The organism is Williamsia sp. Y721 (assembly GCF_059683565.1).
Genome location: NZ_JCASNH010000002.1, coordinates 911,646 through 928,599 on the forward strand (window position 1 = coordinate 911,646; position 16,954 = coordinate 928,599).

Genomic DNA, 16,954 nt, shown 5'->3' on the forward strand with positions numbered 1-16,954 from the left:
GCGCGGGCAAGCGTGAGAATGGCGAGCGGCTTTGGCCTTTGGGGAATGTCAGCGGCCTTGAGCCGGATTGGGGATCCGGTCCAGCTCTGGTTCTTCTGCACCCTTGTCGAAGACCAGCGGATAGAGAACGCCTGCGATGATCGCGCCGACGATCGGTGCCACCCAGAACAGCCACAACTGACCCGGCGCTCCGTTCCCGTTGAAGAACGCCACACCGGTGGATCGGGCCGGGTTCACCGAGGTGTTCGTGATCGGGATGCTGATCAAGTGGATCAGGGTCAGGGTCAGGCCGATCGCGACGCCGGCCAAACCCGCCGGTGCCCGCGTATCGGTGGCGCCCAGGATGACGATGACAAAGATTGCGGTCAGCACAACCTCGGCGATCAATGCGGCCCATAGTTCGTAACCGGCCGGGGAATGGTCCCCGAATCCATTGGCGGCCATATTTCCTTCGGCTTCGAAACCATCTCGCCCGCTGGCTATCGCGAGGATGATCGCGCCTCCGGCGATACCTCCGATCACCTGGACGATGATGTATCCCGGAACGTCTTTCCATTCGAAGCGTCTGGCCAAGGCCGCACCAATGGTCACCGCCGGGTTGAAGTGGCCACCCGAGATGTGGCCGAGAGCGTAGATGCCGGTCAGGACGGTGAGGCCGAAGGCGATCGACACACCGAGGAAACCGACACCCACTTGGTACATCGTTCCGGTGTCGTCGTCCTGGGCGATGGATTTGGCGGCGAAGACTGCGGTACCGCAGCCGCCGAGTACGAGCCAGAAGGTGCCCAGCCCCTCGGCGGCAAGTTTTTGAACTGTGGTCGGAGTGGCCATTGGATCAAACCTCCAGGTGTGGTGATGATCATGGGGTAACTCGCACGATGCAACGGGCCAAGCGTCCACAATGGGCTTTACGGGCGTACATCGCCGTTACTATCGGTAATTATCACCACTGCGGCATGAACTGTCTGCTCGGTTGAATATTCGATGTGGCTCGGACTGGAAAATGCCTGCAGGATCATGACGCGAACTGGGAGAAGTGGCTGATGAGCAACCTTGTCGAGGGTCCGGAGATCGACTGCGCATCAGCCCCGTCAACCGATCACCATGTGCAGATCCTGACCTCGCGTGAGGTTCCGTTGGGTGGACCACGGGCGATGCTGGTTCATCGGACACTCCCGCAACGGGCGCGATCCCTCATCGGCGCATGGTGTTTTGCCGACCACTATGGTCCGGCGAACGTGCGGGACACCGGTGGCATGAACGTTCCGCCGCATCCGCACACCGGGCTTCAGACCGTCAGCTGGTTGTTCTCCGGCGAGATCGAGCACCGCGACAGCCACGGCATTCATGCGATGGTCCGGCCGGGCGAGGTCAATCTGATGACCGCGGGACACGGGATCAGTCATTCGGAGGTGTCGACGCCGCAGACCTCCGAACTCCATGGCGTCCAGCTGTGGGTGGCGCTGCCCGCCGACGCCAGGGATACCGGCCGCGGGTTTGACCACTATGTGCCCACACCGCTGTATGTCGACGTCGGCCGGATCAATGTGTTCATCGGAACGCTGATGGGAAGAACGTCGCCGGTGAAGACGTTCAGTCCGTTGCTCGGAGCTCAGATCGACCTGGATACCGGTGCGATGCTGACGATCTCGGTCGATCCGGAATTTGAACACGGTGTGCTCGTCGATCAGGGCACGGTCAGTGTCGACGGCGTCGAGGTGGCACGAACGGAGATGGCCTACATCGGAACCGGGCAAACCCAGTTGACGTTGCAGAGCTCTGACGACCAGCCGTCTCGGGTGATACTTCTCGGTGGCACACCATTCAACGAGGATCTGGTGATGTGGTGGAACTTCGTCGGCCGCAGCCATGACGACATCGTGACGTACCGCGAGCAATGGGAGCAGCGCTCCGATCGATTCGGTGAAGTGGCCGGGTACGAGGGACCGGTTATCCGCCTGCCGGCGCCCGCGTTGCCCAATGCGAGGATCAAACCACGTCAGGAGCCGTCGCGATGAGTTGGAATATCCGAGCAGCACAGGCAGTTTCAGCTGTCATGACCAACAACAGCGGGGCCATCACAGACAAAACCGGCGCATCGGTCACGGTGGCCGACGACCCGGGCGAACATCGATACATCGTCACGGTCGGTGGTGAGCGTGCCGGTCTGGCGGCCTATGCGGATCGAACCGACGATGGCGGTGTGGCGCAACGGGTTTTCTATCACACAGAGGTGGCGGAAGCCTTCGGTGGTCGAGGGTTGGCCACCATCCTGGTCAAGGAAGCGCTCGATGATGCTCGCGCGCAAGGCAAAAAGATCGTCGGCGTCTGCCCGCTGGTCGCGGCATTCTTGAAGAAGCATCCCGAATACTCGGATGCCACGAACAAGGTGACCAAGGAGATCTTGGATTGGCTGCGCGCCTGACGAGGGTCAGGACATCCCGACCAGTCGTAGGAGCGCCGTCGATCCGGCGGCAGCCAACACCACGACCACAAATGGCACCCTTCGCCAGGCCAGTACGCCGCCGACGGCCACCCCGATAATTCGTGCCGGACTGGATATCTCGCCCGCCTCGATGAAGGTGGCGGTGGCGACCAGTGCGGTCAACAGGACCACGGTGCCGATCGCGGTGAGCTGTTCGAACCGTTCGGGGATGGTCCATCGTCCCGCCAGGACGGGCCCGGCAAAGCGGAACGCGAAGGTGCCCAGTGCCAGTGCCGCGATCCCGAGGAGGAGCGCGGGTGTGCTCACGCTCATTTCGCCACCGCCTGCTGGGGGCGGCGGATCGGGACCGCAAGGACAACTGCGGAGAGCGCCAACAGGATCGGGATCCCGGCGGGCGTGAACGGCGATGCGGCGACCGCGATGACGGCGCCGGCGCAGGCTGCCTTACGGGTGGTGTGGTCCCGAAGGCTGGGCAGGATCAACGCCAGCAGCACAGCGGGAAACGCGGCGTCGAGACCAAAAGCGTTGGTATCACTGAGCATGCTGCCGCCGATGGCACCCACAACGGCGCCGAGGTTCCAGGAGGCGAACAGACCTGCGCCGCAGGCCCAGTAGACCGCCCGTCGCCTCTCCGGGTCACGCTGCGCGATGGTGAACGCCACGGATTCGTCGATCATGAGGTGGGCGCCGACCAGACGTGAGGCGATCGACTTGCCGAATACGTCGCCGAGGGAGAATCCGAACAGGATGTGGCGTGCGTTGGTCAGGAGTCCGGCGGCAACCCCGGCGAAGATGCTCCCGCCTGCGGCGATGATGGCCACGAAGGCGAACTGGGCGGCGCCCGCGAACACCACCACCGACATCAGCAGCGGTACCCAGATCGCGAACCCGCTGCCGACCGTGATCGCGCCGAACGACAACCCCACCACCGCGATCGCAGCACAGACCAGTGCCACATCTCGGGCCAGTCCACGGTCAAGTGTTCGCCATATCGAACGCATGGCTTTTATAGTGGGCTCTTCACCCTGTGTTCGTCAACCCGAACGAACGGTAGTGTCAGTCGAACGAAGTTGTTGGTTATGCCGAACAGTCCGAGGGGAACCACATGACCGGCGCACCACTGCAGGCCATCGCCACCGCGCTGCAGCGAGAACGCAAGCGGACGGGACTCTCGCTGGCCGAGGTCGCCCGCCGGGCGGGTGTCGCGAAGTCGACGTTGTCGCAACTGGAGGCGGGCAACGGCAACCCGAGCGTGGAAACGCTGTGGGCACTGAGCACCGCCCTCGAGGTGCCGTTTGCGCTACTGGTGCAGCCCCCGGCCCCACGTGTCCAGGTGATCCGATCCGGCGAGGGGCCTGCCCTGTCGTCCGAGCGGTCGGACTATGTGGCGACGCTGCTGTCGGCCTGTCCCACCTACGCCCGCAGGGATCTTTATCTGATCACCGCGCAGCCCGGAGAACCCCGCGATTCCGACCCGCACATGTCAGGCGTCGTCGAGCACGTGGTGCTGGTGTCCGGCCGAGCGCTGGTCGGCCTGATCGACGAACCGGTCGAACTCGGGCCGGGCGACTACATCAACTACCCGGGCGATGTTCGGCACACCTTCTCGGCGCTGGAGCCGAACACGGTCGCGGCGCTCGTTTCCGAACACACCTGAAGCCGTGTCGCCATCCTTCCCATTGACCTAAAGTAGAACAAGTTCTAATTTAGCTGGATGTAGTTGGTTCTTCTGGTTGGGACTGAAGGGTCGAATCGCGGGGTGCTCACCTCGGCGTCGCCCGCGGGAAGAGTGAGTGAGGATTGCGCTGATGAAGGCTGAATTGCCCGAGGTGGTGGCCGTATCGACGGTTGACGAGTGGTCCGATGAGGTCGACGTGCTCGTCGTCGGATGCGGAGTCTCCGGCGGTAGTGCCGCGGTCGAGGCGGCAGCCGCCGGAGCCCGGGTGCTGGTTCTCGAGCGGGCGGCCGTCGCAGGCGGAACCTCGGCGATGGCCGGTGGACACTTCTATCTCGGTGGTGGCACCGCGGTGCAGAAGGCGACCGGGCACGAGGATTCGGCCGAAGAGATGGAGAAATACCTGCTCGCTGTTTCACGTGAACCCGAACCGGACAAGATCCGCGCCTACTGCCAGGGAAGTGTCGAGCACTTCGACTGGCTCGAGTCGCTCGGCTTCGAGTTCGAGCGCAGCTACTACCCGGAAAAGGCCGTGATCCAGCCCGGAACCCAGGGCTTGATGTACACCGGCAACGAAAAGGTCTGGCCCTTCTGCGAGCAGGCCGTTCCGGCGCCGCGCGGTCACAAGGTTCCGGTCGAAGGCGACCTGGGAGGGGCAGGCATGGTCACAGACCTGCTGGTGAAACGGTTGGCCGAGATCGGCGCGGAAATCCGGTACGAGACCGGTGCCCGCAACCTCGTGGTCGATGAGAGCGGTGACGTCGTCGGAGTGCGGTGGAAGCGTCTACAGGACACGGGGTTCATCAAGGCCAAGGCGGTGATCATCGCGGCGGGTGGTTTTGTGATGAACGAGTCGATGGTCGCGGAGTTCGTCCCGCAGATGTCCGAGAAGCCCTACACGCTGGGCAGCACCTACGACGACGGGTTGGGTATCCGGCTCGGGGCGTCTGTCGGTGGCGGACTCAAACACATGGATCAGCCGTTTGTGACCGCTCCGGTCTATCCGCCGTCGATCCTGTTGACGGGCCTTGCGGTCAACAAAGATGGCCATCGATTTGTATGCGAGGACTCCTATCACTCGCGGACGTCGGCATTCGTGATGGAGCAGCCGGACGCGGTGGCCTACCTCATCGTCGACGAGGCACACATGGAACGGCCGGAGTTTCCGCTGGTGCCGTTCATCGACGGGTGGGAGACCATCGCGGAGATGGAGTCGGCGCTCGGGATCCCCGAAGGAAACCTGCAGGCGTCGATGGCCCGATACAACGAATATGCCGCACGCGGGGAGGATCCCGATTTCGGTAAACGTCCCGAGTGGCTGGCACCTCAGGACCACGGGCCGTGGGCGGCGTTCGACATGTCGCTGGGCAAGGCGATGTATGCCGGGTTCACCATGGGTGGCCTGGCAACCTCGGTCGACGGTGAGGTGCTCACCGAGTCGGGTGCGACGATTACCGGTCTCTATGCGGCCGGGGCCGGGGCCGCCAACCTCGCGCAGGACGGTAAGGGCTACGCCAGTGGGACCCAGCTCGGTGAGGGATCGTTCTTCGGCCGTCGGGCCGGCAGGCACGCCGCGACCCGCTAGACGCTTCCACAACTACGAAGACGCTCCACATGCAGTTCTCTGCAGGTGGAGCGTTTTTGTCTACCTGGGGTGTGTGGGGGCGGCGTCAGGCGGCTGTGGCGAGCTGCTTGCGCAGCGCACGAGCGAACATCTGCCGGAAGGTCACGAACCGGACGCCGGTCGCGATCAGGTTCACTGTCATCAGGATGACCAGTTCGAGCTGGCTCGACGGGTGTTCTGAGATCTCGTGCAGGACGAACAGAGAGAACGCGGTCAACGCCCAGCCGAAGCCGAAGACGGCGACACCCTGGATGTGATGGGTGACCAGCTGCGCAGAGCCCCGCAGCCGGAACGTGAAGGCGCGGTTGGCGGCGGTGTTGAGGACGGCCGCGACAAGCATGGAGATGAAGTTGGCGGCCTGCGCGCCGACCAGTCCGTGCAGCGTGAGGTACATCAGGGCGTATGCGGTGGTGCACATGATCCCGACCGCAGAAAAACGCAGGACCTGCATCGGCAGGGGCCTGCGCATGAACTCGACAAGAGTTCCTCGCCGGGGAGGATCGGTTTCCGCCGCAGCGGTTTCGATCTGATCTCCAGGGACCGGGCCTACCGTCACAACGAACACGATATGGGAGGACACCGGAATTCGTGGTATCGGCGGGCGAAGTTGTCGGGCGAACTGTGGAAACTTGATGTAAAGAGACGCAAGGCCCGGGCCGGAGCGGCCGGTCGGGGGTGTAGCCGCCCCGGCCCGAGTTCTTGATCTACCTCACTTGGTGAATGCCTGGTCGCAGGGGTTATGCGGCCGGGGGCATCAGCACCGTGTCGATGAGGTAGACGGTTGCGTTGGCGGTTTTCACGCCGCCGCAGATCACAGAGGCGTCCTGGACCGTGAGGGTATCGACGGGACCGGTCACGGTGACCATCTGGCCTTCGACGGTCTCGTGGTCGCCGACGATCTCGTCAGGCGACAGCTGCCCGGGCACGACGTGGTAGGTCAAGATCTGGGTCAGGGTGTCGCTGTCGGTCTTGAGCGCTTCGATGGTCGCCGGATCGATCTTGGCGAAGGCGTCGTCGGTGGGCGCGAAGACGGTGAACTCGCCACTGTTGAGGGTGTCCACCAGATTGACGTCCGGGTTGAGCCCACCGGAGACCGCAGCGGTCAGTGTGGTGAGCAACGGGTTGTTGGCGGCCGCGGTGGCGACCGGTTCGGCGGCCATGCCGTCAACGGAGCCTGCGCCGGTCGGGTTGGCCTCGGCGTACGCTGCACAGCCCGGGCCGACCAGGGTGGCGGCTTCTGCCGATGTACCTGATTCGCTGGGCATCGCGGACGTCGTCATCGGCGCCGACGTCATCGCCGAGGCCGTGGTGCTGTCCGACGAGGAGTCGGAACTGTCGTCCGAACAACCTGCCACGAGGCCGATTGCCAGGCCAACGCTCGCCACGGTCACTGCCAGTCGCTGAATTCGTTTGAGAGCCATCTTCGCTGTCCTTATCCATAACGTCGGTCATGTATGCGCGGCGCCGGCCACGTGTGGCATCTGTGGCGCCGATCATTTGTCGGTCACGGCAGGTTCGGAGCTGGTCGGTGGGCGGATGGGTGCAGATGAAGGAATCTTGTGATCGAGCCCTCAGCCATCCGAAACGCCGATGGATACGAATCACCTCCCGACAAAGGAAGATTGAAAACTCCTGAGAGGCTAAGGAATTGCGTATAGCAGCGGTGGCACGCCACGGGCTCGCCGGCCTGGTGGCGGCAGGTGCCGGGCTCGCTGTCGGGGAGTTGACGGCTGCATTCGTTTCCTCCTATGCCTCGCCCTTCTATGCCGTGGGATCGTTCCTCGTCGATCGCGCTCCCGCTTCGATGCGGGAGTTCGCCATCGAGACATTCGGAACCAATGACAAACCGGTGTTGTTGTGGGGCATAGGGTTTGCCGTGGCAATCCTGTCGGTGGTGGCCGGCATCGTCGAGCGGCGCTCTGTCCCTGCCGGTTCGGTGTTGATCGCGGCCTTCGGAATCTTCGGCGTGATCGCGGCACTGCACCGGCCCACGTCGGACAACTGGTATGCGCTGCCCTCCCTGCTTGCGATCGTGGTTGGTGTTCTGGTGTTGCGTTACCTCCGGGGCTTTCTGTTCAGCGGGTCGCCCCAGGGTCGGACTGCGCAGGGTCCTGCGGATCGCGACGAGGCGAATGCGGTGGGGTCCGGTGAGCGGGCGCCGTCGCGGGAGGGCTTGTCGCGTAGGAGTTTTGCGATCTCAGCCGGCCTGATCGTGGTGATCTCCGGTGCCGGCGCTTTCGTCGGTAGGCAGATCTCGACGATGGGTGACGTCATCGCCGACCGCAAACGCGTGCGGCTCCCGCGGCCGGCCAGTGTGGCCACGCCGATTCCGTCAGGCGCGGAAGTCGGGGTCGAGGGCGTGACCCCATTTGTCACCGCAAACAACGACTTCTACCGAATCGACACCGCCCTGCAGGTCCCGGCGCTGACCACCGGCGACTGGCGGTTACGGGTGCACGGAATGGTCGAGCGCGAGTTCACTCTCACCTGGGACGACCTGATGGACATGCAGGCAACCGAACGAATCGTGACGCTGACGTGCGTCTCCAATGAAGTCGGCGGCGGTCTGGCCGGGACGGCCGACTGGGTCGGATACCCGATGAAGGCGATCCTGGAACGGGCGGGTGTGCGCGGCGACGCCGATATGTTGTTCTCCACGAGCGTCGACGGATGGACGTCGGGCACACCTCTCGAGGCGGTGATGGACGGCCGCGACGCGATGCTGGCGATCGGCATGAACGGCGAGCCGTTGCCACTCGAGCACGGATATCCGGTTCGGCAGGTGATTCCTGGGCTGTATGGCTTCGTCTCGGCGTGCAAGTGGGTCGTCGACTGGGAGGTCACCAGGTTCGACAAGGCGCAGGCGTACTGGACCAAGCGCGACTGGGCGCAGAAGGCTCCGATCAAGACCGCCTCGCGCATCGACCGGCCGGCCGGATTGTCGCGGCATCCGGTTGGCGATGTGGTGATCGCCGGAACCGCGTGGGCACAGCATCGCGGGATCGCCGAGGTCGAGGTCCGGGTCGATGACGGTCCGTGGAACACCGCGACGCTGGCGACGGAGTACTCCGATGACACCTGGCGGCAGTGGTATTGGACCTGGCCGGCCACGGCCGGGCAACACACCATCTACTGCCGTGCGACCGACAAGACCGGACAGGTTCAACCCGAGGAACGGGTTGCACCGATACCTGATGGCGCCACCGGTTGGCACAACCGAGTGCTGCGGATTGCGTAGGTGTTCTGATGACTATCGCTACTGTCATGGATGTGACCGACCGAATTCCCGAAGCGCGGGTAGACCTCGCCGATCTGTTGATCCGGACGGCCGGCCACGATCGATCGGCTTTTGCCGACCTGTACGACGCGACGAGCGCCCGGGTGTTCGGGTTGATCCTTCGAGTTCTACGAGATCGTGGTTATGCCGAAGAAACGCTGCAGGAGGTGTACCTGCAGGTGTGGCAGAAGGCCGAAGGGTTCGATCCCGCCTCCGGCTCCGCGCTGAGCTGGATGATGACCATCGCGCACCGGCGCGCAGTTGACCGCGTTCGCAGCGAGGAAGCAGCCAGCAGGCGATCGACCGACTACTCGGTATCCAATCTGGAACTGCCAAGCGACAGCGTGGCCGAGTCCGTGGTGTCCCGTGAAGAACGTGATGACGTCGTGTTCTGCCTGGGTAGCCTGACTTCGACGCAACGTCAGAGTATTGAGCTGTCCTACTATGGGGGCCTGACATATCGGCAGGTAGCAGAGCGACTCGATGCAGCTCTCCCGACCGTTAAATCACGTATCCGCGACGGCCTCCGTCGCCTGAAGCAGTGTCTGGAGGCGAACCCCCATGGCTGAGCACAGTTGGCTCGACGAACACATCGAACTGTTCGCCCTCGGGGCTCTGGAAGCGGATGAGGTCGACCGCGTCGAGCGTGAGATCGCCGAAGCGCCCCTCGCCGATCGGCAGCGGTACCGCGGGGAGATCACCAGCACCCGCGAGGCGCTGGCTTCGCTGTCGGCCGAGTACGCCACCGCGCCGCCACCGCGGATCCGCGGACTGTTGTTGGCCGAGTTGCCGCAGCGCGAGGCGGCACCGGAGTCCGATGAGCCGAAACAGGCGCCCGACACCGAGTCACGATCGAATGTGGTTGACATCACATCGCGTCGTCGGCGGGCGAGTATCGCCGTCGGTGCGGTCGCGGCGGCACTGATATTGATCATCGGCGGAGTGATGGTCGGCCGGGTCACCGCCCCGGACGCCGAGGGACCAGTCGCGCAGGGTGACCTGGACAAGCAGATCAGTCAGGTGCTGGCGGCGCCGGACCTGCAGATGAAGCAGGCCGACATCGGTGATGGTGCCAGCGTCACCGTCGTGGCGTCGCGCGACGAGAACAAAGCGGTTGTCCTGGCCGACGGGCTGCCCCCGGTCCCAGCAGGCCAGACGTATCAGATGTGGCTGATGGGGGAGGATCATGAGCCTCTGTCGGTCGGGCTGATGCAGGGTTCACCGGGCCGTCAGGCCGTCGCCGTCGACGGGTTGTCCGGGTCGGACGAGTTCGGTGTCACGGTCGAACCCGAGGGCGGGTCATCAGCGCCGACAGGCGACCCGGTCGTCGCAGTCACTTTCTGACACCGCCGGGCGCCCGAACACTCCAGGCCGCCTCGGTCACTCGCAGATAACTGCGCAACCGGATAAGAGCCTTTAATGGCACGGTTGTGTAACTGAACTGTGTTCAGTTACACACTGCCCCTGCCCATTTGATCATGCTATGTTCCAACGCAGTGATGTGGCGCACGTGAGTCGTGTGCCACATCGGCCATTTGTGGGCAGGCGTCGGACGAAGGTGTCACCGACGAACCGCCCAACCCCATGACAAGGGAGCTTCTATGAGTGTGGGTGTCGTGCGCGAAACGACGGAGGGGGAACGCCGGGTTGCGCTGGTTCCGAAGGTTGCCGCCACTTTGGTGAACAAGGGTGTATCGGTGGTCGTGGAGTCGGGCGCAGGTCTGGGCGCGTTGATCCCGGACGCGTTGTATGTGGCCGCAGGTGCCTCGATCGGCGATCCGTGGTCGGCAGATGTGGTGGTGAAGGTCGATGCACCCACTGATGCCGAGATCGCAAAGTTGTCGTCGGGTTCGTCGTTGATCGGCTTTTTGAACCCGCGTAATGCCGAGAATCAGATCGGTGCTTTGAAGTCGGCGGGTGTGCAGGCCTTCGCTGTCGAGGCGATCCCACGTATCTCGCGGGCACAGTCGATGGATGCGTTGTCCTCGCAGGCCAACGTCGCCGGCTACAAGGCCGTGATCTTGGCGGCAGAGCGCTCGACCCGGTTCTTCCCGATGTTGACCACTGCCGCCGGAACGGTGAAGCCGGCCACGGTACTGGTGCTGGGTGTGGGTGTGGCCGGGTTGCAGGCGCTCGCGACCGCAAAGCGGTTGGGTGCTCGGACAACCGGCTATGACGTGCGTCCCGAGGTTGCCGAGCAGGTGAAGTCCGTTGGCGGGCAGTGGCTCGATCTCGGGATCGACGCGGCCGGTGAAGGCGGATACGCTCGCGAGCTGACCGAAGACGAACGCGCACAGCAGCAGCGGGCTCTGGAGAACGCGATCAAGGGTTTCGACGTGGTCATCACGACCGCGTTGGTGCCGGGTCGTCCGGCGCCGCGCCTGGTGACGGCCGGCGCGGTGGAGGGCATGAAGCCCGGCAGCGTTGTGATCGACCTGGCCGGTGAGACCGGCGGCAACTGTGAGTTGACCGAACCGGGCCAAGAGGTGATCAAACATGACGTGATGATCTGCTCACCGCTCAATCTTCCGGCGGGTATGCCCGAGCACGCGTCCGAGCTGTATTCGAAAAACATTCTTGCGCTGATCGAGTTGATGCTCGGCGAGGACGGCAAGATCATTCCCGATTTCGACGACGAAATCCTCGCCGCGGCCTGTGTCACGCGCGAAACACAGAAGGCAGGTGCCTGATATGTATTCGGGACTTCTCGCGAATATCGCGATTCTCGTGCTGGCCGGGTTTGTTGGCTTCGCGGTCATCTCCAAGGTGCCCAACACCCTGCACACGCCATTGATGTCCGGCACCAACGCCATTCACGGCGTCGTTGTCCTCGGTGCCCTGATCGTGTTGGGCCGCTTGCCCGATGATGCTCCGTGGGGTGTGCGCATCATCGCTTTCGTCGCGTTGATCTTCGGAACCCTGAATGTGGTGGGCGGCTTCTTGGTCACCGACCGCATGTTGGGAATGTTCAAGAGCAAGAAGGCTCCGCTGAACGAAAAAGATGCAGCCGGGTCGTCTGAGGGAGTCCAGAAGTGAACAATCTGGTCAATATTCTTTATATTGTTGCGTTTTCGCTGTTCATTCTGGGTTTATCGGGCCTGACCGGGCCCAAGACCGCGGTCCGCGGTAACTGGATTGCTGCTGCCGGCATGGGGTTGGCGGTGATCGCGACGTTGATCGAGATCCGCGATACCTACGCCATCAACTGGATTCTGATCGTGGCCGGTCTGGCGATCGGTGTGATCTTGGGTGTGCCGCCTGCCAAGCGCACCAAGATGACCGCGATGCCACAGCTGGTTGCTTTGTTCAACGGTGTCGGCGGCGGCACGGTCGCGTTGATCGCATGGGCCGAGTTCATCGAGACCGCAGGGTTTTCCGAGTTCAAGCATGGCGAATCACCGACCATTCACATCGTGATCGGATCGCTGTTCGCGGCGATCATCGGTTCGGTGTCGTTCTGGGGTTCGTTGATCGCCTTCCTCAAGTTGCAAGAGTTGATGAACAAGAAGGTCGAGAAGGCATTCGTCAAGAACGCCAAGATCTTCCAGGTTGCGAACATCGTCCTGTTGTTGGTGGCGCTCGCGGCGTGTGTGTTCATCGGCGTCAACGCCAGCCCGGGTGAGGGCAGCTCGCAGTGGTGGATTGTGCTGGTGCTGGTTGCTGCCGGTGTGATGGGTCTGTTCGTGGTGTTGCCGATCGGCGGCGCCGATATGCCGGTGGTGATCTCTCTGCTCAACGCATTGACCGGGTTGTCCGCTGCGGCAGCGGGTCTGGCGTTGAACAACACGGCGATGATCGTGGCAGGCATGATCGTCGGCGCATCGGGTTCGATCTTGACGAACCTGATGGCCACGGCGATGAACCGGTCGATCCCGGCGATCGTGTTCGGTTCGTTCGGTGGTGGCGGAGCGGCCGGGGTTGCCGGTCCGGCCGGTGAGCAGGGCACGGTCAAGGCCACCTCTGCCGCTGATGCGGCCATCCAGATGGCGTATGCCGGGCAGGTGATCGTGGTCCCCGGTTACGGACTCGCAGTGGCGCAGGCTCAGCACGCTGTCAAGGACATGGCCTCGATCCTGGAGGAGAAGGGCGTAGAGGTGAAGTACGCCATTCACCCGGTCGCCGGTCGTATGCCCGGACACATGAATGTCCTTCTCGCCGAAGCTGATGTCGAGTACGACGCGATGAAGGAAATGGACGACATCAACGGCGAGTTCTCGCGCACCGATGTCACCCTGGTCATCGGCGCCAACGATGTCACCAACCCGGCCGCGCGCAATGACCCGTCATCCCCGATTCACGGGATGCCGATCCTCAATGTCGATCAGTCCCGTTCGGTGATCGTCCTCAAGCGCGGTATGGCCTCGGGTTACGCCGGTATCGACAACCCCCTGTTCACGCTGCCGGGTACGTCGATGTTGTTCGGGGACGCCAAGAAATCGGTGGGCCTGATCATCGAAGAACTCAAAGCGCTGTAACAAATGGGCTGCGGCCCACAGCTCCACCCGAATTCGCACCGCCCACCTGAAACCTCAGGTGGGCGGTGTGAATTCACGTGGGTGGCGGGTCAGAACCAGCCGGGATCGGTGTCGAGGGTGGTGCGGTCCAGTGCTGCCAGCAGGTCGAATTGCGGGTTGGTCTTCGGTAATTCATAGCGGCAGAAGTACTGGGCACGCTCTCCGGCGCGATCGATCGTGGCGGTGATGTCGGCAAGCGACGATCCTGCCTGCGGCTCTGACAGGCGCATGGGCCGATTTGTGGCTCGTTCTGATCGGACTTCTTGTTATGCGGGGCAAAGCATTTGACGGCGATGTCGGTACACAGGTCGAGCATGCCGTCGAACGTCTCCCGCGAGTGCTCTGAAAACCGGCGGGGAAACGGTCATAGAGGTCCGTCCGGAGGTGCCCGTGAAGTGGGTTCGCTCAGTATGGTCGATCCTCGATCGCCGGCGTCTGGTGGGTGAAGTACCAGGTCACAGCTGCGTTGATGGCGGTGATGGAAGGTGTTGCATCGTCGATCACCACGTAGGTCGTGGAACTGATGGGTGCACCGTTCAATGCACACTCGTACGCCATACGTTGGCCCAGTTGCCTGGTTGCCCGAATCGCAGCTCGTGACGACGCTGCGTCGGACGTATCGCAGAGTAGGAGAACGCGCGCCCCTGATACGGTGCTCGCCGCGTCGACCACGACCTCGGTGAGACGGTCTTCGGCGGCCTGGCGGACCACGTATTCACGCCACCTGCCGAACCCTCGGCGCCGGGGCGTGGCCGGGGTGTTGGTGGTGACGATGACAAGTGCTTCGCCCGCCTCGGGTGTCAGCAAATCGCGGGGATCATCGGTGGCGGTCACGCCGTGATCGGCCAGCGCGCGGCGGACAGCCGCGTTCAATCCGCCGGAGGGTCCCACCAACAACACCGGTTCGTGGTGAGGTCGCTGCAACGGTCCACCGGGTATACGGGGAGAGACTGCAATCTGCATGATTCCCCCTTCGGGGATAGGGGCCGAATTCCGTGGCGTTCGAGATTGCCTAGGCGGTATAGGGCGTGTTTGCGATAATTGTTGCGGTGCAATGTCTTCCGGTTGGCAGAAGAAACCGGCAGTCGTCACCGAGTCGGGCTCCTCGAATCGCCCGCCCGAGTGGCGATTCGGGTGAGCACACCTGCAGCCTTCCGGTCTCGTGTTCCTCGGGCATCCCGAGCAGGAATGTGTCGGTGTCGGAATGATCGTGGTCGAACTGGACTGTCACGATCGAGCCCGGCTGTACGGTGCCGTCGTCTGTGGTGGTCGTTGTTGCGGTGGCCAGGACGGCATGAGTCCGCGCGATTCGGGTATTGACGTGATCCAGTGCTCCGACCGCTCGGTGATATGCGTCATTGTTGTCCAGATCGCCCATGTTCCGATGCTTGATGAGGTCGGCAGACGCCGCATCGCGTTCTCGATAGAGTTGTGCCACTTCATTTTCGAGACGCTCGCGCGTGGCAGCGCTGATCCAGGACGGATCGGTGGTGGTCATGATGGGTGTTCCTTAGTGGTTTGTTTTGTGGCGCCCGGAGATCGCGATTCTCGGGTGTGTTCTGCGCAGCGGCCCGACGTCCAACGGTGGATATCGCTCCGTGATCGCCTCGTGTGAGGCGCGGTCGGTGGCGGCGTTCAAAGTCAGGATCCACGGCACGCATTCTTGTGCCCTGTCGCCGTGTGAGCGCTGCGACGCCAGGTCGGCGAGCGCGTCGTTGGCGATGCTCTCGACCTTTTGCGCCGTCAGGCGTCCGGTCGGATCGTGGAGTCCGTACCCGATGTCTTGCGTCTGGGGTGGGGCGAGGGCCAAAGTGCCGTTGAGGCGTTCCCATTGGCGCCGCAAGAGTACAGAATCTGTTTGCTGCACTAATTGGTAGCGCTGTACTCGTTCGGGAAGCGTAGAAGAAACGACGTCGGCGACGTGGTCAAAAAAGCGCTGGGCCCGCCGGGGTGTGGCACACACCCGAAAGCGAACCTCCATCAGTACCGTTTTCACGGCGCATCCTCACTCCTTCTCCGATCGCACTCGGTCCAATGGACTCTAGCCCATAAAAAAATAAAAGCCAGTCCGGTCAATTTGTCCCGGATCAGATCCTGAAATCTACTGTGTTGCAGTCCCACAGGACAGTATGGAGAAACTTGACCTTCCTGTGGGCTTGGCTATGGTCTGGAGGTGAGCGGCCTGATGGTCGCTGATGTGCTACGGACCACAAGGAGATGTCGATGGCGACTGAAAAGAAGACAACGGCGAAGAAAAAGCGAATTGCAATGAAAGCGCAGCGCGAAAATAAAAGGGTGGCGGAAAGTGGATCTATTATGCGGAAGCGCAAAAATGCCTGACGCGCCCAGTCGTGAGAGAACGCTTACGGAAATGCTGACCTCATTGCATGAACACTTTTCGGCCACTGCTTGCGGGAGGGATGAGCCGGAAGAATATCGGCGTGGGCATGGCGCGGGTATGGGCTTTGCGCGCCTGTGCGTCCTCGACCAGCTCGCCGGGGCTCCGACAACACCACTCGTCGAACAGAACCCGGCCACACGTCACCGCTGGGAGCTCGCGGCATTGCAGATCATCGAGGGTCGCCTCGATCAGGAACGAGGCAGCGGTGTCCCGCCCGGTGTCGCTGAGTACAGCGTGGGTTACCAGGCCGGGATATCGACGGCCCATACATATATCGGCCTGGCGCACGACGCGCTCGAGCTACGCGGCCGATCATTAGAGGGCGGCAAGCTGAGATCAAGCACCTGCTGAACGCTCAGCCGCGGGACAACTCGTCGATGCACACGGTGATGGCGAGGATGAACGCCTGATCTTCGTTCGCGGCGATCTCCACACCGTAGGTATCCCGGAGCCGGAACCACTTCTTGGAGATCGTGGCGATGGTGTCGCCGTCGCGTTCGATCTCGTACTCATGGTCGACGAAGTTGCCCTTGGCTTTGAGGTCCGGCCCGGAATCCGGATCGATCGTGTACCGATCCCGGATCCCGAGCATGGCCTTGTGCACGGTGGCCTCTGAGTCCCCACGTTGGATATGCATCTTGTCCCGGACGCTGAACTTGCGTTCTTGAATCTTCGCGAGTTCGGCGCCCCGGCTGTCTTCGAGGATGAATGTCTGCCGGAAGCGAATCGCCTTGCCGTTGACCTTGAAGACCTTCTCTCCGGCGCTGTTCTCGATCCAGTAGTCGTCGCCGATGGACAGCAATTTCTCGCGCATCTGGTAGCGGATCGCGGCAGGTTTGTCTTCGTGAGAACGGTTGAACAGGCCCATGACAACCGATGGTGCCCGGACGGGGTGTTTCCGGCATCACCCGATGTGGATGAGGTCAGGGGCCGATGGGCGGGGGCGTTATCGAGCTGAGACCGCTTGAATGTGGTCCCGTGGCATTGAGCGCCTATTGTGGCCAGTGTGACAAGTGG

At 62.8% G+C, this 16,954-nt stretch carries 21 protein-coding genes; 11 read left to right on the top strand and 10 right to left on the bottom strand.

Features of this window, described 5'->3' with window-relative positions; translation table 11 throughout:
- Positions 1-48: 48 nt before the first annotated feature.
- Positions 49-831 (bottom strand): aquaporin Z, encoded by a 783-nt coding sequence (gene aqpZ, locus AC56PL_RS13060; RefSeq protein WP_495514093.1) that lies wholly within the window; start codon positions 829-831, stop codon positions 49-51.
- 212 nt (positions 832-1,043) lie between these two features.
- On the opposite strand from aqpZ, the gene AC56PL_RS13065 reads away from it, so the two are divergent.
- Positions 1,044-2,018 carry a pirin family protein gene (locus tag AC56PL_RS13065; RefSeq protein WP_497154084.1) on the top strand — a complete coding sequence of 325 codons (975 nt, stop codon included), beginning with the start codon at positions 1,044-1,046 and terminating at the stop codon, positions 2,016-2,018.
- A 38-nt stretch (positions 2,019-2,056) separates the two neighbouring features.
- Positions 2,057-2,425, top strand: a complete 369-nt coding sequence (locus AC56PL_RS13070; protein WP_495514095.1) for a GNAT family N-acetyltransferase — start codon at positions 2,057-2,059, stop codon at positions 2,423-2,425.
- A 6-nt stretch (positions 2,426-2,431) separates the two neighbouring features.
- Here AC56PL_RS13070 and AC56PL_RS13075 read toward each other — a convergent pair whose 3' ends face one another.
- Positions 2,432-2,758, bottom strand: a complete 327-nt coding sequence (locus AC56PL_RS13075) for an AzlD domain-containing protein (RefSeq protein ID WP_495514096.1) — start codon at positions 2,756-2,758, stop codon at positions 2,432-2,434.
- Entirely contained in the window at positions 2,755-3,447 is a 693-nt protein-coding gene (locus tag AC56PL_RS13080; protein ID WP_497154085.1) for an AzlC family ABC transporter permease, read from the bottom strand. The genes AC56PL_RS13075 and AC56PL_RS13080 overlap by 4 nt, the downstream gene beginning before the upstream one ends.
- Positions 3,448-3,551: 104 nt before the next feature.
- On the opposite strand from AC56PL_RS13080, the gene AC56PL_RS13085 reads away from it, so the two are divergent.
- Together AC56PL_RS13085 and AC56PL_RS13090 are read left to right on the top strand one after the other, a co-directional pair.
- On the top strand, positions 3,552-4,103 hold the full coding sequence (locus tag AC56PL_RS13085; protein WP_495514098.1) for a helix-turn-helix domain-containing protein: 552 nt from the start codon (positions 3,552-3,554) through the stop codon (positions 4,101-4,103).
- A gap of 151 nt (positions 4,104-4,254) precedes the next feature.
- Positions 4,255-5,706 carry an FAD-binding protein gene (locus AC56PL_RS13090; RefSeq protein ID WP_497154086.1) on the top strand — a complete coding sequence of 484 codons (1,452 nt, stop codon included), beginning with the start codon at positions 4,255-4,257 and terminating at the stop codon, positions 5,704-5,706.
- A gap of 85 nt (positions 5,707-5,791) precedes the next feature.
- On the opposite strand, the gene AC56PL_RS13095 is transcribed toward AC56PL_RS13090, so the two are convergent.
- Together AC56PL_RS13095 and AC56PL_RS13100 are read right to left on the bottom strand one after the other, a co-directional pair.
- Positions 5,792-6,301: a GtrA family protein gene (locus AC56PL_RS13095; RefSeq protein ID WP_495514100.1), complete on the bottom strand. Its 510-nt coding sequence runs from the start codon at positions 6,299-6,301 to the stop codon at positions 5,792-5,794.
- A gap of 181 nt (positions 6,302-6,482) precedes the next feature.
- Entirely contained in the window at positions 6,483-7,166 is a 684-nt protein-coding gene (locus AC56PL_RS13100) for a fasciclin domain-containing protein (RefSeq protein WP_495514101.1), read from the bottom strand.
- 227 nt (positions 7,167-7,393) lie between these two features.
- On the opposite strand from AC56PL_RS13100, the gene AC56PL_RS13105 reads away from it, so the two are divergent.
- The 6 genes from AC56PL_RS13105 (at position 7,394) to AC56PL_RS13130 (ending at position 13,497) form a co-directional block, all read left to right on the top strand.
- The gene (locus AC56PL_RS13105; protein ID WP_497154087.1) at positions 7,394-8,983 is read left to right on the top strand and encodes a molybdopterin-dependent oxidoreductase; all 1,590 of its coding nucleotides are present in this window, start codon (positions 7,394-7,396) and stop codon (positions 8,981-8,983) included.
- Positions 8,984-9,009: 26 nt separating this feature from the next.
- On the top strand, positions 9,010-9,591 hold the full coding sequence (gene sigK / locus AC56PL_RS13110; RefSeq protein ID WP_495515980.1) for an ECF RNA polymerase sigma factor SigK: 582 nt from the start codon (positions 9,010-9,012) through the stop codon (positions 9,589-9,591).
- Positions 9,584-10,366, top strand: coding sequence for an anti-sigma factor (locus tag AC56PL_RS13115; protein WP_497154088.1), 783 nt, complete (start codon positions 9,584-9,586; stop codon positions 10,364-10,366). Before sigK ends, AC56PL_RS13115 begins: the two co-directional genes overlap by 8 nt.
- Before the next feature lie 257 nt (positions 10,367-10,623).
- On the top strand, positions 10,624-11,712 hold the full coding sequence (locus AC56PL_RS13120; RefSeq protein WP_497154089.1) for a Re/Si-specific NAD(P)(+) transhydrogenase subunit alpha: 1,089 nt from the start codon (positions 10,624-10,626) through the stop codon (positions 11,710-11,712).
- 1 nt (position 11,713) lies between these two features.
- Positions 11,714-12,058 (top strand): proton-translocating transhydrogenase family protein, encoded by a 345-nt coding sequence (locus AC56PL_RS13125; RefSeq protein WP_495515981.1) that lies wholly within the window; start codon positions 11,714-11,716, stop codon positions 12,056-12,058.
- Positions 12,055-13,497 (top strand): NAD(P)(+) transhydrogenase (Re/Si-specific) subunit beta, encoded by a 1,443-nt coding sequence (locus AC56PL_RS13130; RefSeq protein WP_495514105.1) that lies wholly within the window; start codon positions 12,055-12,057, stop codon positions 13,495-13,497. Before AC56PL_RS13125 ends, AC56PL_RS13130 begins: the two co-directional genes overlap by 4 nt.
- An 89-nt stretch (positions 13,498-13,586) precedes the next feature.
- Here AC56PL_RS13130 and AC56PL_RS13135 read toward each other — a convergent pair whose 3' ends face one another.
- The 4 genes from AC56PL_RS13135 to AC56PL_RS13150 all read right to left on the bottom strand — a co-directional run bounded on the left by AC56PL_RS13135 (position 13,587) and on the right by AC56PL_RS13150 (position 15,379).
- Positions 13,587-13,766 (bottom strand): hypothetical protein, encoded by a 180-nt coding sequence (locus AC56PL_RS13135; protein WP_497154310.1) that lies wholly within the window; start codon positions 13,764-13,766, stop codon positions 13,587-13,589.
- Positions 13,767-13,941: 175 nt separating this feature from the next.
- Complete coding sequence (locus AC56PL_RS13140; RefSeq protein ID WP_495514106.1) at positions 13,942-14,499, bottom strand: hypothetical protein; 558 nt, start codon at positions 14,497-14,499, stop codon at positions 13,942-13,944.
- A 49-nt stretch (positions 14,500-14,548) separates the two neighbouring features.
- A complete protein-coding gene (locus AC56PL_RS13145) occupies positions 14,549-15,034 on the bottom strand; it encodes a GreA/GreB family elongation factor (RefSeq protein ID WP_495514107.1) in 486 nt (161 codons plus the stop codon).
- Between the two features lie 12 nt (positions 15,035-15,046).
- A complete protein-coding gene (locus AC56PL_RS13150; RefSeq protein WP_497154090.1) occupies positions 15,047-15,379 on the bottom strand; it encodes a hypothetical protein in 333 nt (110 codons plus the stop codon).
- 615 nt (positions 15,380-15,994) lie between these two features.
- On the opposite strand from AC56PL_RS13150, the gene AC56PL_RS13155 reads away from it, so the two are divergent.
- On the top strand, positions 15,995-16,288 hold the full coding sequence (locus AC56PL_RS13155) for a hypothetical protein (protein ID WP_497154091.1): 294 nt from the start codon (positions 15,995-15,997) through the stop codon (positions 16,286-16,288).
- A gap of 4 nt (positions 16,289-16,292) precedes the next feature.
- On the opposite strand, the gene AC56PL_RS13160 is transcribed toward AC56PL_RS13155, so the two are convergent.
- The gene (locus tag AC56PL_RS13160) at positions 16,293-16,805 is read right to left on the bottom strand and encodes an LURP-one-related family protein (RefSeq protein ID WP_495514110.1); all 513 of its coding nucleotides are present in this window, start codon (positions 16,803-16,805) and stop codon (positions 16,293-16,295) included.
- Positions 16,806-16,954: the final 149 nt, after the last annotated feature.

Bases quoted from the DNA above. Each gene is read 5' to 3' on its own strand.
- aqpZ (WP_495514093.1), bottom strand. From the start codon at position 831: ATGGCCACTCCGACCACAGTTCAAAAACTTGCCGCCGAGGGGCTGGGC.
- AC56PL_RS13065 (WP_497154084.1), top strand. From the start codon at position 1,044: ATGAGCAACCTTGTCGAGGGTCCGGAGATCGACTGCGCATCAGCCCCG.
- AC56PL_RS13070 (WP_495514095.1), top strand. From the start codon at position 2,057: ATGACCAACAACAGCGGGGCCATCACAGACAAAACCGGCGCATCGGTC.
- AC56PL_RS13075 (WP_495514096.1), bottom strand. From the start codon at position 2,758: ATGAGCGTGAGCACACCCGCGCTCCTCCTCGGGATCGCGGCACTGGCA.
- AC56PL_RS13080 (WP_497154085.1), bottom strand. From the start codon at position 3,447: ATGCGTTCGATATGGCGAACACTTGACCGTGGACTGGCCCGAGATGTG.
- AC56PL_RS13085 (WP_495514098.1), top strand. From the start codon at position 3,552: ATGACCGGCGCACCACTGCAGGCCATCGCCACCGCGCTGCAGCGAGAA.
- AC56PL_RS13090 (WP_497154086.1), top strand. From the start codon at position 4,255: ATGAAGGCTGAATTGCCCGAGGTGGTGGCCGTATCGACGGTTGACGAG.
- AC56PL_RS13100 (WP_495514101.1), bottom strand. From the start codon at position 7,166: ATGGCTCTCAAACGAATTCAGCGACTGGCAGTGACCGTGGCGAGCGTT.
- sigK (WP_495515980.1), top strand. From the start codon at position 9,010: ATGGATGTGACCGACCGAATTCCCGAAGCGCGGGTAGACCTCGCCGAT.
- AC56PL_RS13115 (WP_497154088.1), top strand. From the start codon at position 9,584: ATGGCTGAGCACAGTTGGCTCGACGAACACATCGAACTGTTCGCCCTC.
- AC56PL_RS13120 (WP_497154089.1), top strand. From the start codon at position 10,624: ATGAGTGTGGGTGTCGTGCGCGAAACGACGGAGGGGGAACGCCGGGTT.
- AC56PL_RS13125 (WP_495515981.1), top strand. From the start codon at position 11,714: ATGTATTCGGGACTTCTCGCGAATATCGCGATTCTCGTGCTGGCCGGG.
- AC56PL_RS13135 (WP_497154310.1), bottom strand. From the start codon at position 13,766: ATGCGCCTGTCAGAGCCGCAGGCAGGATCGTCGCTTGCCGACATCACC.
- AC56PL_RS13140 (WP_495514106.1), bottom strand. From the start codon at position 14,499: ATGCAGATTGCAGTCTCTCCCCGTATACCCGGTGGACCGTTGCAGCGA.
- AC56PL_RS13145 (WP_495514107.1), bottom strand. From the start codon at position 15,034: ATGACCACCACCGATCCGTCCTGGATCAGCGCTGCCACGCGCGAGCGT.
- AC56PL_RS13155 (WP_497154091.1), top strand. From the start codon at position 15,995: ATGGGCTTTGCGCGCCTGTGCGTCCTCGACCAGCTCGCCGGGGCTCCG.
- AC56PL_RS13160 (WP_495514110.1), bottom strand. From the start codon at position 16,805: ATGGGCCTGTTCAACCGTTCTCACGAAGACAAACCTGCCGCGATCCGC.